The 14,800-nt window shown below is 51.2% G+C and carries 12 protein-coding genes; 4 read left to right on the forward strand and 8 right to left on the reverse strand.

The window, feature by feature from the left end; genetic code table 11:
• Window positions 1–18: 18 nt before the first annotated feature.
• Entirely contained in the window at window positions 19–996 is a 978-nt protein-coding gene (locus FT643_RS05545) for a calcium/sodium antiporter (protein ID WP_156870019.1), read from the reverse strand.
• A 1,010-nt stretch (window positions 997–2,006) separates the two neighbouring features.
• Between FT643_RS05545 and FT643_RS05550 the strand changes: the two genes are divergently transcribed.
• The 4 genes from FT643_RS05550 to FT643_RS05565 all read left to right on the forward strand — a co-directional run bounded on the left by FT643_RS05550 (window position 2,007) and on the right by FT643_RS05565 (window position 7,254).
• Window positions 2,007–3,212: a malectin domain-containing carbohydrate-binding protein gene (locus tag FT643_RS05550; RefSeq protein WP_156870021.1), complete on the forward strand. Its 1,206-nt coding sequence runs from the start codon at window positions 2,007–2,009 to the stop codon at window positions 3,210–3,212.
• 382 nt (window positions 3,213–3,594) lie between these two features.
• Window positions 3,595–5,769 (forward strand): malectin domain-containing carbohydrate-binding protein, encoded by a 2,175-nt coding sequence (locus FT643_RS05555; protein WP_156870023.1) that lies wholly within the window; start codon window positions 3,595–3,597, stop codon window positions 5,767–5,769.
• 189 nt (window positions 5,770–5,958) lie between these two features.
• Window positions 5,959–6,402, forward strand: coding sequence for a protein tyrosine phosphatase family protein (locus FT643_RS05560; RefSeq protein WP_156870025.1), 444 nt, complete (start codon window positions 5,959–5,961; stop codon window positions 6,400–6,402).
• Between the two features lie 24 nt (window positions 6,403–6,426).
• Window positions 6,427–7,254, forward strand: a complete 828-nt coding sequence (locus FT643_RS05565) for a sulfite exporter TauE/SafE family protein (RefSeq protein WP_156870027.1) — start codon at window positions 6,427–6,429, stop codon at window positions 7,252–7,254.
• 34 nt (window positions 7,255–7,288) lie between these two features.
• On the opposite strand, the gene FT643_RS05570 is transcribed toward FT643_RS05565, so the two are convergent.
• The 7 genes from FT643_RS05570 to miaA form a co-directional block, all read right to left on the reverse strand.
• A complete protein-coding gene (locus tag FT643_RS05570) occupies window positions 7,289–8,581 on the reverse strand; it encodes an adenylosuccinate synthase (protein WP_156870029.1) in 1,293 nt (430 codons plus the stop codon).
• 24 nt (window positions 8,582–8,605) lie between these two features.
• A complete protein-coding gene (locus FT643_RS05575) occupies window positions 8,606–9,790 on the reverse strand; it encodes an ATP phosphoribosyltransferase regulatory subunit (protein WP_156870031.1) in 1,185 nt (394 codons plus the stop codon).
• A 117-nt stretch (window positions 9,791–9,907) separates the two neighbouring features.
• On the reverse strand, window positions 9,908–10,774 hold the full coding sequence (gene hflC, locus FT643_RS05580; protein ID WP_156870033.1) for a protease modulator HflC: 867 nt from the start codon (window positions 10,772–10,774) through the stop codon (window positions 9,908–9,910).
• Window positions 10,774–11,928, reverse strand: coding sequence for an FtsH protease activity modulator HflK (gene hflK / locus FT643_RS05585; protein WP_156870035.1), 1,155 nt, complete (start codon window positions 11,926–11,928; stop codon window positions 10,774–10,776). Before hflK ends, hflC begins: the two co-directional genes overlap by 1 nt.
• Before the next feature lie 83 nt (window positions 11,929–12,011).
• Window positions 12,012–13,325, reverse strand: coding sequence for a ribosome rescue GTPase HflX (gene hflX, locus FT643_RS05590; protein WP_156870037.1), 1,314 nt, complete (start codon window positions 13,323–13,325; stop codon window positions 12,012–12,014).
• A gap of 167 nt (window positions 13,326–13,492) precedes the next feature.
• Entirely contained in the window at window positions 13,493–13,759 is a 267-nt protein-coding gene (hfq, locus tag FT643_RS05595) for an RNA chaperone Hfq (protein ID WP_156870040.1), read from the reverse strand.
• 66 nt (window positions 13,760–13,825) lie between these two features.
• Window positions 13,826–14,788 carry a tRNA (adenosine(37)-N6)-dimethylallyltransferase MiaA gene (gene miaA / locus FT643_RS05600; RefSeq protein WP_156870562.1) on the reverse strand — a complete coding sequence of 321 codons (963 nt, stop codon included), beginning with the start codon at window positions 14,786–14,788 and terminating at the stop codon, window positions 13,826–13,828.
• Between the last annotated feature and the right edge of the window lie 12 nt (window positions 14,789–14,800).

Consider the following 14,800-nt stretch of genomic DNA (forward strand, 5'->3'; position numbering starts at 1 on the left):
CTTTAGCCTGCTGGCGTCTCAGGCAGCAGGTAGTGCGGTCTTCACCAAATAGATGTTGTAAGCGACATACATCAATAGCAGCAACACGGCCTCAATGCGGTTGATTCTACCCTGGCGTTTAAATCCTAAAGCCATTATCAACAGAACAACACTCAGCAGCATCATGGCGGGCCAGTCCCGATGCAATACTTCAGGTGAGATCGCTTCCAACGGCTTAATAATGCCCGCAATCCCGATTACAGCCAGCAGATTAAAAATATTTGAACCGACCACGTTACCGATTGCGATATCGTGCTCGCCTTTTCGCGCGGCAATCACCGAAGCGGCCAATTCCGGTAACGACGTGCCCAATGCCACAATGGTTAAACCGATCACCAGATCACTAACCCCCATTGATTCCGCTATCGTTACTGCGCCCCACACCAGCACCCGGGCACTGATTATCAACAGAACCAACCCGAGCCCAACCCAGAACAACGCCATCTTTAAGCTCATAGCGTGCTCCACGAGCTCCTGATCCATCTCGACCGCTAAATTATCATCGCTTCCGCTCATCGCGGAATACACGGTCCAGCCAATCAGAATAAAGAATCCGACGAGCAATAGGATGGCTTCCCAGCGCTGCAAAGCCCCATCCCAAAGCATTCCGCCTACGATCAAACCGACCACGATCAAAATGGGCAACTCTTTGCGCACAATTTTGGAGTGCACCATTAACGGTACCATTAACGCGGTCACGCCCAGAATTAATCCGGTGTTTACAATATTCGAGCCCAGGCCGTTGCCCAACGCCAGATTCGGATTACCTTCCCACGCCGCCAGAGCCGACACCACCATCTCCGGTGCCGAGGTGCCAAAGCCCACGACGACCACGCCGATCAGTAAACTGGGCATTCCGAAGTGACTGGAGGTGGCCGCAGCCCCATCGACAAAACGATCCGCACTCCACACCAACAAAGCAAATCCAACCAGAACAGCCCCTACTGCAAGTAACATAACGTTCCCCCGGCCCGGCATCTCATGCCTGACGATAGTTTAGTGGCGGCCATACTACTTATAAACCAGACCAATGACCAGAATTCCGGCAGCCAGCTAAGAGCCTACATAATTTGTGGTAATGCTCCGCAGTCGGGGCGTGATCTCGGTCACGAAAAACCACTGCTAAACAAGTCGTATACAATCGGGTTCGGCACCCAATTGCCGGGGTAAACTGCGCTCAAAAATTCGCCCAAGCTTCATTTGTGATAGACCCAATGTTCTCTATCTGTATCCGTTATATCCCTATCTTTACTATGTGTAATTCCCTGCGCACTCCCGCTGCGGACTTCAATCGCTTCTGTTACCAACCGGTGGATACGGGAGCCGGAGTGATGCTGCAAATATAACCCGCCAAAGATCTCCCAGGGGATGTTCGCCTAACAGACCGGCTTTATACACTTTTACCCTAACTGTATAGATCCTGCCTTGATTTAAACGCCTACACCTAAAAAGACAATTAAATTACCTCCCTAAAATCCCGATCACCCCACTCATTGAACGCGAAGTCGAAGTGTTCTTTTTTGTATGTTTTATGACCACCTATTGATCAATAAAAAACCGCTATTTTTCAGGGGCCTAAGAAAGGTTCCTACAACGTCACAAAAAGCCTAACTTCTGGAGAAAACGCTGCGGTTTTTGTGCACCACTTCTCACAACTCGAGGTACCCATCGCTTAAGGTAGGCCTATGCTTAACAAACGCTAAGTTAGCGTGTGAAAACAACCACTAAATTCACCTAAATAGAAATTGCACTGACGAATACAAAGCACCGCATCAACAGCAGACACACATAGTTAATTTTCTACGGTTTCGCACATTCCGTATAGTTAATTGACGCCGTGAAAAAGTGAACAGCATGGGTGTGCCCACCAAGAAAAACGTTTCTTGTACAGGGTTACCCCAACAGCGAGCGCTTTTTAGTTTGGAGTTGAATTCCCAGTAGTAATTGAATTCAAGGTATTGTCCCAGATGTCTATATCAATTTCCCGCTTAGGGCTCATAAAAGTAGTATGTATCGCTTGTTTACCTCTTGTCGCAGGAATGGCGTCTGCCGCCAACAACAGCTCCGTCAAAAGAATCAACGTCGGAGGCTCCGCGTTTACCGATAGCTCAGGCCAGAAATGGTTAGCCGATTACGGCTTTAAAAACGGTTATAAAGTCAAAGACCGAAACCTCCAGATCAAGAAAACCAACCAGGATCGCGTCTATCAAAGCCAGCGTCGGCACAAGTTCACAGACAAGGAACTGAATTACGTCATTCCTGTTCCCAACGGCAACTATTCTTTAAAGCTTCACTTTGCAGAGATGGAGCAGAAAGCTTTCGGTAAGGGTAAACGAGTCTTCGACGTGTATGCTGAAGGGCGTAAAGAGCTTTCAGGTATCGATGTATTTAAACAATCCGGCAGTGCCCGTGCCGCAATGACTCGCTCAATTTCGTATGTCAAAGTAAATGACGGTAAAATCAACCTGAAATTTAAAGCCAAGAAATACGCTGGGTTAATATCAGGTATCGAGATCAAATCCCTGCAAGGCAAAAATATAGCGGGAAAATCAACTAGCAGTAACTCGAGTTCAAACACAAAGAAAACCATAACAGCCAATACAAGTGCAGCTAGCAGTAGCGCCTCTTCCGGTTCCGGGCTTAAAATCACCTCGCAACCGTCCAACGCTCTTGCCAGCCCCGGCTCAACTATTAGCCTTAAAGTCGGTGCTTCAGGTTCTGGTATCAAATACCAGTGGTTCCGCAAAGGCGGCACCATGCTAAAAGGTGAAAAATCCTCTCAGTTACGATTCGCTTCGATCCAGAAAAAAGACGCAGGCCAATATTATTGTGTAGTGCGCAACAACAACAAACGCCTTTACACTAAACTTGTCAGCGTAGTGGTTTCCGGCACCAATGCAGCACAAACGTCAAAGAGCGCTACACTAAGCTGGGCAGCCCCGACTAAGCGCACCAACGGTAAAACACTGAAGAGATCGGAAATCGCTGAATTCGAGATATTCCATGGCAGAAGTGCTTCTAATATGTCGATGTATGACGCTGTTGATGGCCGAAAACTCAATCACCTTATCAAAGGCTTGAGTCCTGGCAATCATTTCTTTGCCATCCAGACGGTCGATAACAAAGGCGCTCGTAGCAATAGATCCAGAGCAATCAAAGTAGTGGTCAGATAGTTATTGCGAATTAACGCGAACCAGATCACAAAGGCAAAACGGAGAAAGGTCAGCTAAATTCAATAGCTGGCCTTTTTTCTATCTCCCAAAACCGTACCTGCTTCACATTTCTTAGCCCCTCCCCCTACCTTCATCCTGAATAATTCATTTTATCTGTCTGGCTTTCTCATCAAATCCAATCGCGGTATTCGATTTTCAAACGTATTCGACATTTTTTTTTAGCTCCAGCGCATTGAACACCTGTGATGTTCCACACAGTTCCTGACGCAGAAGTTCATTAACCAGAAAGTTGTGAGCTATCCCACAAGCACCCCTGAATACCCGCTGCTAGGCTTGTGGGTGTAAGTTTCCCAGTTGCATTAAATTCAAGGTATTGTTTAAGATGTCTATATCGATAACCCGTACGGGTCTTTTAAAAGTTGTAAGTACAAGCTGTCTGGCGCTGGTTGCCGGAGCAGCATTTTCCGCAAGTGATATAAGCCCAACCGACATTCGAATCAACGCGGGTGGCAAACAGTTCACGGATAGCGCCGGACACAGCTGGTCTGCCGACTTCGGGTTTAACGGCGGAATTACTGCCTCGAATTTATCACTCGGCATCAAAAACACCATCAAAGATACGCTTTACCAAAGCCGGCGCCGGCACACTTCCAACGAGCCGGATTTGAGTTACGCTATCCCCGTCGCCGACGGCACCTACAATGTCCGCTTGCACTTTTCGGAAAACTACCAGGGAGCCTTTAAAAATGGAGCCCGTGTATTCAAGGTTGCGGCTGAAGGCAAAACAGACCCGACATCCATCGACGTATTTAAAGAAGCTGGCGACGGCTATAGAGCACTGATTCGCTACATTGATGGCGTAAAAGTGACAGACGGCAAACTCAATATTACTTTTACTGATCTGGCATCCACCGCATTCGTATCCGGAATCGAAGTCTTGAGTGCAGAAACAACCGCTCCCACCGTGGAGAAAGTTGTTTATCGCATTAACTCAGGTGGCGGCAAAGTAACAGACAGCAACGGCGTACAATGGTATGCGGATAACCATTTCATAAATGGGTTAACTGCCAGCGTATCGGCTAACACCAATATCATCGGCACTGCAGACGATGATATCTATCTAAGCCGTCGCCGGCACACTTCCAGCCAAAGTGATCTGGAATATGCATTTCCCGTTAACAATGGCAACTATTCGGTACGGCTGCATTTTTCTGAAAACTACGACGGAACCTTTGGCTTCGGAAAGCGCGTTTTTGACATTTTCGCGGAAGACAAAATCAGAAAAAACGATTTTGATGTTTATAGCAAAGCCGGCTCCGGTTACACCGCAGTGAATGAAACCATAAGCAATATTAATGTTGAAGATGGAACACTGAATATTCGCTTTCTGGATCAAAAATCCACGGCATTTGTTTCTGCGATCGAGGTGATCGCAAACGAAGAGGTGTCCACTGGAGGAGACACCAACAACGGAAGCTCCAAAATTGAAGCAATATACCGGGTCAATGCCGGTGGTACTACCTATAAAGATGGCGCTGGTAACACGTGGAGCGCAGACGCTCACTTCAACGCTGGAAAAACCGCATCCAATCCTAATCAAGCAATTGCCAAGACTTCGGATGATACAATTTATCAATCACGCCGACGAAATTCTGCCGGCGATCCAAACCTGGTATATTCATTCCCGGTTGATGCAGGTGAGTACTCAGTAAATTTACATTTTTCTGAGAACTACAGTGGCACATTTAAAAATGGCGCCCGCGTATTCGATGTCTACTCAGAAGGAAACAAAATTGTAGACAGTCTCGATGTATTCGCAGCAACAGGAAAAGGCAACACCGCTTTGGTTCGTAATATTCCGAGTATCAAAGTCAGTGACGGCTATCTGACTCTACGATTCACTGACACCAAGTCCACTGCCTTTATCTCCGGCATCGAAGTCATGAAGATTTCTGCCGCAAGCACCGGCAACAATAGTGGTGATAGCACAGGAGCCGGAAACACCGGCAACGCGACTCCACTCGCATTCACAGCCCAGCCGAGCAATGAAATTGTGAACCCGGGTCGTAGCGTTACTTTGAGCGTGTCTGCAAAAGGCCCCGCTTCACTGAACTACCAGTGGTATTTCAAGGGTGGAAAAATATCAGGCGCGAACAACTCGGATCTGAAACTGACATCCGTAACCAGTAACAATGCGGGTCAATACTACTGCGTCGTCACCAGTAACGGGAAATCCGTTACGTCTAATACGGTAAAACTCATCGTTGCCGGCACCAGCCCCGTGGAAGTAAAAAACGACGCCACTATTAGCTGGGCAGCCCCCGCCAAGCGCGCCAACGGAAAAGCGTTACCGAAAAGTGAAATTTCACAATATGAAATTTTTCATGGCGTCGGAAGCGCGGGCAACATGACCTATGCAGAGACAGTACCGGGTACGCAGCTGAAGTATGAGTTCAAAAGCCTGGACAAAGGAACCCACTACTTCGCGGTCCAAACGGTTGACCATAACGGTGTCCGTAGTAAGCAATCGCAACCCATCCAGGTTGTTATAAAGTAGTAGAACCCACACTCTGGAGCGCGGCCGGCAGATCGGGAAAACAGCCCCCGACCTACCGGCCGCTTTTTTCGTTTCCTATTAACCTTTCCGGCCCACCCGCAAATCTTTTTCAGCGCCTTCCCAGGCACACCAGACCCACCGCAAAAAATATGGCACTATTGAGACTTATGTCTGACCAAGGAATTCGCCATGCTGAACGACCATCCGATCTCACTGCCCAATCAATTTGCTCCACTGCCTAATACGTTGGCAAGCGGAATGCCAAGCGAACAAGACTTTGGAGATGCCGCTAAAAAAGGCATCAAGACGGTAGTTAATCTGTGCCCGCTGAACGAGACCCCTCCCAGCGAGCCCGCTGTGGTTGAGGGGCTGGGTATGCGTTATGTCAATATTCCCGTAAGCGGACCACAGGATCTGAACCGCGCCAATGCTCAGCAGCTGGCAGACGCGATGGCGGAAAGCGACACCCAGCCTGTGCTGGTTCACTGCCGTAGCTCCAACCGGGTCGGAGCACTACTCGCGCTGAAGGCATTCTGGATTGACAGCCAAACACCGCAGCACGCGATTGAGTTAGGTCGCGCTGCCGGGCTTTTGAATCTGGAGCCGGTTGTGCTTCAGCTCATGAACCCGTAACTCACACTCGTAACGGGCTTTGCAATGCTGGCTATTTCATTAGGAATTTTAGTCGGCCTGGTTTTGGGCCTGACCGGCGCCGGAGGGTCTGTATTAGCCGTGCCTCTTTTGATATGGGGCATGGGCTGGAGCTTACCTCAAGCAATCCCGACCGCATTAATTGCTGTTGCTTTGGCTGCATTTGTGGGCACTGCAACAGCCTGGCCGCAGGGCATTGTTCGATACCGTGCAGCAATCACCATGGCCTCAACCAGCATACTGACAGCTCCTCTGGGCTTGTATACCGCCAGCAGACTTCCGGTCAGCCGCCTCCATATCATTTTTGCATTGGTGTTAGTGGTGGTGAGTATCCGCATGATTTTGCAGGCACGAACGGCGCCTGAAGAAACCCGGGTGGTGCTGGCCGGAATGAAAACCGATAAAGAAGATCCGACCGAACCGGTCTGCCGCATGAATCCGCTAACCGGACAACTGAAATGGACGCGCCCCTGCGCCCTGGCGATTTCCGGTAGCGGGCTGCTGACCGGTTTTCTATCGGGGCTACTGGGCGTGGGCGGGGGGTTCATTATCGTACCCATGTTGCGGGCAATGACCGACCTGTCCTTTCATGCCGCTGTAGCCACCTCATTGATGGCTATTACCATTACCAGCCTGGCAACGGTAGGCATCGCTGCGTATCAGGGTCAGGCGCTGCCCTGGCACGTTGCCGCACCTTTCGCAGCAGGCGCACTGGCAGGCATGCTGGCGGGACGCCTTTTTGCCGGCAAACTGGCAGGGCCGAGCTTACAGCTAGGATTTGCCGGACTGATGCTGATCATCAGTGGCAGCATGCTGGTGCAAACACTCGTTTAAGACCCATCATCACCGGTGCAGACGGCGTTACAGGTCAGAACGGATTGCGCAGAATAATGGTTTCAACTCGGTCCGGGCCAGTGGAAATAATATCGATCGGCGCGCCAACAGCGGATTCCAGTTTTTTAACATAGGCAATTGCATTTGCGGGTAAGTCCTCCAGGGACTGAACCCCGTAGGTCGACTCGCTCCAGCCCGGCACCTCTTCATAAACCGGCTGAATGCCGTCATAGTCTGCCGCGTCCACTGGAAACGCGTCCAGCATCTTCCCCTGCGCGTCTTCATAACCAACGCATATACGAATTGTGTCCAGCCCATCAAGAACATCCAGCTTGGTCAGGCATAAACCGGAAACCGAATTAATCAACATGGATCGGCGCAAGGCCACAGCATCGAACCAACCACAGCGGCGGGTACGCCCGGTGGTGGTGCCGAACTCATGCCCTTTTTCCCGCAGGTGATCACCCACGTCATTAAACAATTCTGTGGGAAACGGACCCGATCCCACACGCGTGGTATAAGCCTTGGTAATGCCCAGCACGTAATCCAGGTAAAGAGGGCCAAAACCGGAACCGGTGGCAGTACCACCCGCACTGGTATTCGAAGACGTCACAAACGGATAGGTCCCGTGGTCAATATCCAGCAACGTGCCCTGCGCGCCTTCAAACATGATATTGTCACCGGCCAACCGGTGTTGATGCAGGATCTCGGTCACATCGGCCACCATCGGCTTCAACTGCTCACACATTTCCAGTGTTTCTTCTAGCAGTTTTTGGAAGTCCAATGCTTCTGCTTTGTAGTAATGCTTAAGGGCAAAGTTGTGGTAATCCAATACTTCACCCAGCTTGGCAGCAAACCGCTCACGGTGAAAAATATCCCCCAAACGCAGCCCGCGCCGGGCTACCTTGTCTTCATAAGCCGGGCCGATACCGCGCCCGGTGGTGCCAATTGCCGCTTTTCCTCGCGCCACTTCACGGGCTTTATCCAACGCGACATGGTACGGCAAAATCAGTGGGCAGGCCGGGCTTAACCGCAATCGGTCACGAACCGGTACGCCGCGCTCTTCCAACATCGTCATTTCTCTGATGAGTGCATCCGGAGCCAGAACGACGCCGTTACCGATCAGACAATGCACGTTCTCTCGCAAAATGCCCGAGGGAATTAAATGCAACGCCGTTTTTACTCCGTCAATCACCAGAGTATGACCGGCGTTGTGTCCGCCCTGAAAGCGCACCACGCAAGCCACTCGATCAGTCAGCAGATCGACGATCTTGCCTTTGCCTTCATCACCCCATTGGGTTCCCAGAATTACGACGCTCTTGCCCATTACTATTGTCTCTACTAGAACAAATTAAGATTCGGATACTGCTACCGCGGTCCACACAGAGCCGGATAACACCAATTGTTGGTCACACCCCGATGCGCGGGCCGTCTGCCCTTCATCCAGTGCCTGTACGACAATATTGCCCGCTGCCCGTGAAGACTGTATCGCCTGCTGCAACGAAGCATCGTTTGAGTAAGGTGCAAACACCCGATTGCCTGCGGGTTGATGTGCGACACGTTGCACTAACTGAGCCAGGTCAGTACTGAACCCGGTAGCTGGCCGGGCGCGACCGAAAACTTCACCGATATGGTCATAGCGCCCGCCATTTGCGATCGCCTGCCCCATACCGGGCACATAGGCGCTGAACACCGGGCCGGTGTGGTAGTGATAACCACGTAACTCACCCAGATCGAAATACAAATTAACATCTCTGTGCTGCTGTAAAAGCACCGCAGAAATATTCCGCAGATCCCGCAATGCAGACTGCACTGCATCCGGTGCATTTTTCAAGAGTTCACCGGCATCCGACAACACAGAGTGATCGCCGGCCAGGGTAATCAAGCCCCGCAGCATCGCTATCAGATTCTTGCTGTGCACTTTTTCCGCCAGGAACTGATCCAGCTCGGAAACCGCTTTACGCTGAAAAATTTCGAACAGCTGATCTTCCTGGTCTTGACTCAATCCGGCTTCTGCCACCAGAGCCCGATAGATAGCAACATGCCCCAAATCGAGATGGATCTGCTGGCACCCCCCCACACTGAGGGTTTCCAGCATTAAACCGATCACCTCAATATCGCTGGCGATGCCGTCATGGCCATAGATTTCGGCGCCGATCTGAATCAGGCTTCGGCTCGCCATCAGATTATCCGGTTTTGCGTGCAACACATGCCCCGCATAACACAGCCGGGTAACCCCCTCCCGCTTCAAAGTATGAGCGTCGATACGGGCTACTTGCGTGGTCATATCCGCACGCACGCCCATCAGGCGGCCCGTTAGCTGGTCGGTTAATTTGAAGGTTTGCAAAGCCAGATCATTGCCGGCACCGGTCAACAGGGATTCCAGATACTCTACCAGCGGCGGAAACACTTGCTCGTAACCCCAGACACGATAGAGATCCAGCAGATCCCGGCGCAACTGTTCCAGTTTGGCTGCCTGAGGAGGCAGGATTTCATCGATCCCGTCAGGGAGTAACCATCGGTCTGCAGTGGACATATTGTTTCGCTGTTAGGTCTTTGGCACACACAAAAAAACCGGGGGAATGCCCCGGTTTCCTTATCATAACACGCATCCAATGTCGGAGTTAAAGATTAATTGGACCCGACTGCGTGTTTACTCTTTTTTCATATACTCGAAAAACTCCCCTTCCGGACTCACCAGAATCAGATCGTCTTTACTACTGAATACACCCCGGTAGGCGTCCATGGATCTGGAAAACGCAAAGAAATCAGGGTCTTTATTGTAGGCTTTGGCGTAGATGGTAGCCGCTTCCGCGTCACCGGCACCGCGTAGCTCTTCCGCCTGACGGTAGGCACCAGCAATAATCTCGGTGCGTTCACGATCCGCTGCTGCTTTTATGCCTTCCGCCAGCTCATTACCACGGGCACGATGACTACGCGCTTCCCGCTCCCGCTCAGCCCGCATCCGGTCATACACCGATCCGCTCACCGCTGCCGGCAGCTCGATCCGCTTGACCCGGATCTCAACCACGTCAATTCCCAGATTTTCCTTCGCTTTTTTGTCGATTGACTCGGTCAGATCCACAACCAGCTCTTCGCGTTCACCGGCGACCACTTCGTACACGGTGCGCTCACCAAACTGATTACGCAGCCCCTCATTAACACGTGGCCCCAACAGCAGATTCACACGCTGCTCCAAACCGCCACCGGTCGCAATAAAGAACTGTTTCACATCCTGAATTCGCCACATGACATAGGAATCCACGATCAGACGCTTTTTCTCCTGGGTCAGATACTCTTCCTGACGCATTTCCATAACGCGAATGCGGCCATCAAATACTCTGGGCTCATGGATCAACGGCATTTTAAAGTGCAGCCCGGGCTTGAGGTCTTCCCGTACCACTTCACCAAACTTCAGCAAAACACCGCGCTCACTTTCCTTCACTGTAAATAAAGTGCCGGAAACCAAAAGCGCAATCAAAGCCAGGACTAATAACAATGTCATACTCTTATTATTCATTACCGGCCCTCCCATCGGTTTTCACGGGACTGGCGCAAGCGCTCCAAGCCTCGCACCGTATCCGCAGGTTTCTGACGACTGCTGGATGCGGACTGTTGTGCAGAGCTATCGCCGGATGTTGCCTTGCCGGAGCCACGCTTGTTTTGTTCCAGAATTTTATCAATGGGCAGATACACCATGTTGTTTCCACCCTGCGTATCCATCAGCACTTTGGATGTGTTACCCAACACCTGCTCCATGGATTCAATATACATACGACGCCGAGTCACCTCAGGCGCTAATTTATAGGCTGAATACAGATTGTCAAAGCGATTGGCCTGACCCTTGGCACGCTCCACCACCTCGGCTTTATAAGCATTGGCCTCTTCAATCATGCGCTGACCGTCACCTCGTGCTTCCGGTACGATTTGGTTGGCGTAAGCCTGCGCTTCGTTCTTGACCCGCTCTTCGTCTTCTTTCGCTTTAATAACATCATCAAAAGCGGCTTTGACATCTTTTGGCGGATGCGCATCTTCGATGTTGAGCTTGTCGACTTTGAGCCCGGTTTTGTAGCGATCCAGATATTCTTGCAGACGTTGATGCACTTCTACTGCGATGGCCTCACGGCCATCCGTCAGCACACGATCCATTTCGCTGCCACCGACCACATGCCTTAATGCGGATTCGACCGAATTGCGCAAAGAATCAATGGGATTGCTGGATTCGAGGAAAAAGGCTTTGGAGTCCGTCACCACGTATTGAACCTGAAGATCGATATCCACGATGTTTTGATCTTCGGTCAGCATGGTCGCCCGCACCGGCATCGTTTCACGCTGATTCACATCCACTTTATGGACAATATCAATGCCCCAGGGATTCCAATGTAAACCGGCGTTGACGGTGTCGTGGTATTTACCAAAACGCAGCACCACCGCTTCTTCTGCCTGCTCGACCCGATACAGCCCAGCGACAAACCAGATGACCAATGCAATGGCGATGATCAATCCCAGCAACCCAAATCCACCGCTGTCTTTGCCTGAGCCGCCACCCATCATGCCGCCAAAGCGATCCTGCAACTTTTTAATTACGTCATCCAGATCCGACTGCCCGCGACCATCGCGACCTCGCCATGGATCTTGATTATTGCGCCCGCCACCGGGCTCATTCCAAGCCATATAGTGCTCCGTTTTCGTTTTTTAGCTGGGGAAATGTTATTGCATCTCAAAACGTTATAGTAGGTTTATTATTCCGGATAGAGTTAATTTCGCAACTCTGCTCCGTCCTGCGCCATCATTTCTTCATTAAGGTCAAAGCGCTTTAACATTTGCGCCCACGCTTTTCGTGGCATTCTTACCTGCAACAGCGTGTTACCGGCCACATCGGCTGTTTCACCCTGCACGGCTTTCAAGCCATAACAATGTGCACGCACAGCGGATAAAGAAGGCGGCAGGCACAAAGTGCTCTCCACCATACTTTTGCCGAGGCGTTCATTCAACACCTGATGCAACATTTCAGTACCGGCACCCGTTTGCGCCGACAACCAGACTGCCCTGGCAATACCATCGTCATCCCGGTCGATGCGCGGCGCAAAATCCCCCATCAAATCGATTTTGTTATAAATCATCACATGAGGCACCTGATCTGCTTGTATTTCGTGCAGCACTTCGTTGACCTGGAAGATATTATCCTCCCGCTCATCAGAACACGCGTCTACGATATGCAGCAGAAAGTCCGCTTCCCGGCTTTCTTCCAGCGTGGCCCGGAAAGCCTCCACTAATTTGTGCGGCAAATGCCGGATAAAGCCCACCGTATCCGCCAGAATCACGGCCCCCAGGTCCGGCACCTCGATACGGCGCAATGTTGGATCCAGCGTTGCGAAAAGCTGATCGGCGGCATAGACATCCGCTTCAGTCAGACGGTTAAATAAGGTAGATTTGCCGGCGTTGGTATACCCGACCAACGACACCGTGGGCATTTCCGCCCGCTTACGCGCACGCCGCCCCTGATCACGCTGTTTACGTACCTTAACCAGCCGTTCGCGAATATGTTTTACCCGGGCCCGCAGTAACCGGCGGTCGGTTTCAAGCTGGGTTTCACCCGGCCCTCGTAAACCGATCCCGCCCTTTTGACGCTCCAAGTGTGTCCAGCCCCGCACCAGGCGGGTAGAAAGGTGCTCCAACTGGGCCAGCTCAACCTGCAGCTTGCCTTCATGAGTACGGGCGCGCTGCGCAAAGATATCCAGGATTAATCCGGTGCGGTCTAACACCCGGCAGCACAACTCTTTTTCCAGGTTGCGCTCCTGAGTGGGTCCCAGGGCGTGATTGAAAATAACAATATCGGCTTCAAATTCAGCTACCAGCTTGGCCAGCTCTTCCACTTTTCCGGTGCCGATAAAAAGACGGGGGTTAGGGGCCGACCGGGAAGCCTTGACAACACCAAGGCGCTGGGCACCGGCGGAGTCCACCAGCATCTCGAATTCCTGCAAGTCTTCACATTGGCTTTCCTGGGGGAATTCAATGTGCACCAGTACAGCCCGCTCTCCGCTTTGGGGGCGGTCAAATAACGATTCCATATACCAGTGTTCTGTTTTCCTGAAAGGTTGGCAGAGTCTTGCTCATCAAAAGAGACTCTGATAGCGGTATGGCGAAAAAATCACGCACGAAATCAAACTTGCCTGATGCGTTGGGGGCAACAGCCAAGTTTGATGATGTTACCGAAGGGAAAGGCAGGGAACAGCGCTTAAATATCGCTGTTGCCACCTTCAATACCATTGCCACGCTCGGTGGGCCCACCATGGGCGCGTGGATTTCTTGCTGGTACGACAGTCGAAATAGCGTGTTTATACACCATTTGATTAACTGTATTACGAAGCAAGACGACATACTGATCGAAGGATTCAACCTGGCCCTGTAATTTGATGCCATTTACCAGAAAGATAGAAACGGGGATCCGCTCCTTGCGTAGAGCGTTTAGAAAAGGGTCTTGTAGACTATGCCCTTTAGACATAAATAGTCTCCTTGTGTTGGCCCAAAATCGGGCTAAAAGATCAAAAAGCAAACATGCAAAACACGTTTAACGAGAAAACGTCGGCTTACATAGGATGTCGTTCAATAGCAGAATTTTCAAGACATTTTCGAATAATTCTGGATCAAGACTATCCAACCAATGTAAGTCGTTCCAACCCCGTAACCAGGTAATCTGCCGTTTCGCAAGCTGACGAGTTGCGATAATCCCTCGCTCCTCCATTTCAGCGTAGCTTAATTTACCATCCAGACAATCCCACATCTGACGATAACCGACTGCCCTCATTGAAGGCAGGTCCGGGTGCAGGTCACCACGATTATAAAGTGCCCTGACTTCCTCATAAAAACCTTGCGCCAACATCTCGCGAAAACGGACTTCGATGCGCTGATGCAAAACACTCCGCTGCAGAGGACAGACCGCTATATTGACCACCCTGTATGGGAATTGTTCCTGCGCCCCACCCCAGCTTTGGTCACCATTTTTGCCTTTCTGACCTTGCTGCCACTGGGTCAGCGTTCTCCCGGTAGCCCGGTATACTTCCAGCGCCCGCTGCAGTCGTTGCGGATCATTCGGGTGAATACGCGCTGCCGCTTGCGGATCGACCGCAACCAGCTCTTTGTGCATGGCGGCCCACCCCTGCTGTTGCGCTTGATCTAATAGCTGCTGCCGAATCTGCGGGTCTGCCGCCGGCAGCTCAGCAATACCTTGGTGCAGCACTTTGAAATACATCATGGTGCCGCCCACCAACAACGGAATTCGGCCCTGCTCCGTTATCTGTTGCATATCCTGCAACGCATCGCGGCGGAAATCCGCGGCAGAATAGGTTTCCGCCGGGTCTAAAAAACTGATTAAACGATGCGGTGCCGCAGCCAGGGTGCCCGCATCCGGTTTTGCGGTGCCGATGTCCATGCCTTTGTAAATCAAGGCGGAGTCTACACTGATGATGTCCATGGGAAAGTGCTTTACCAGCTCCACCGCCAGCGCGGTTTTACCGGACGCCGTCGGGCCCATCAAAAATATGCA

Origin of the sequence: Ketobacter sp. MCCC 1A13808 (assembly GCF_009746715.1) — a bacterium.
In the GTDB taxonomy this organism is placed as follows: domain Bacteria; phylum Pseudomonadota; class Gammaproteobacteria; order Pseudomonadales; family Ketobacteraceae; genus Ketobacter.

What these genes read in the sequence shown, in the direction of transcription:
- FT643_RS05545 (WP_156870019.1), bottom strand. Translation starts at nt 996, where the DNA reads ATGTTACTTGCAGTAGGGGCTGTTCTGGTTGGATTTGCTTTGTTGGTG.
- FT643_RS05550 (WP_156870021.1), top strand. Translation starts at nt 2,007, where the DNA reads ATGTCTATATCAATTTCCCGCTTAGGGCTCATAAAAGTAGTATGTATC.
- FT643_RS05555 (WP_156870023.1), top strand. Translation starts at nt 3,595, where the DNA reads ATGTCTATATCGATAACCCGTACGGGTCTTTTAAAAGTTGTAAGTACA.
- FT643_RS05560 (WP_156870025.1), top strand. Translation starts at nt 5,959, where the DNA reads ATGCTGAACGACCATCCGATCTCACTGCCCAATCAATTTGCTCCACTG.
- FT643_RS05565 (WP_156870027.1), top strand. Translation starts at nt 6,427, where the DNA reads ATGCTGGCTATTTCATTAGGAATTTTAGTCGGCCTGGTTTTGGGCCTG.
- FT643_RS05570 (WP_156870029.1), bottom strand. Translation starts at nt 8,581, where the DNA reads ATGGGCAAGAGCGTCGTAATTCTGGGAACCCAATGGGGTGATGAAGGC.
- FT643_RS05575 (WP_156870031.1), bottom strand. Translation starts at nt 9,790, where the DNA reads ATGTCCACTGCAGACCGATGGTTACTCCCTGACGGGATCGATGAAATC.
- hflC (WP_156870033.1), bottom strand. Translation starts at nt 10,774, where the DNA reads ATGAATAATAAGAGTATGACATTGTTATTAGTCCTGGCTTTGATTGCG.
- hflK (WP_156870035.1), bottom strand. Translation starts at nt 11,928, where the DNA reads ATGGCTTGGAATGAGCCCGGTGGCGGGCGCAATAATCAAGATCCATGG.
- hflX (WP_156870037.1), bottom strand. Translation starts at nt 13,325, where the DNA reads ATGGAATCGTTATTTGACCGCCCCCAAAGCGGAGAGCGGGCTGTACTG.
- hfq (WP_156870040.1), bottom strand. Translation starts at nt 13,759, where the DNA reads ATGTCTAAAGGGCATAGTCTACAAGACCCTTTTCTAAACGCTCTACGC.
- miaA (WP_156870562.1), bottom strand. Translation starts at nt 14,788, where the DNA reads ATGGGCCCGACGGCGTCCGGTAAAACCGCGCTGGCGGTGGAGCTGGTA.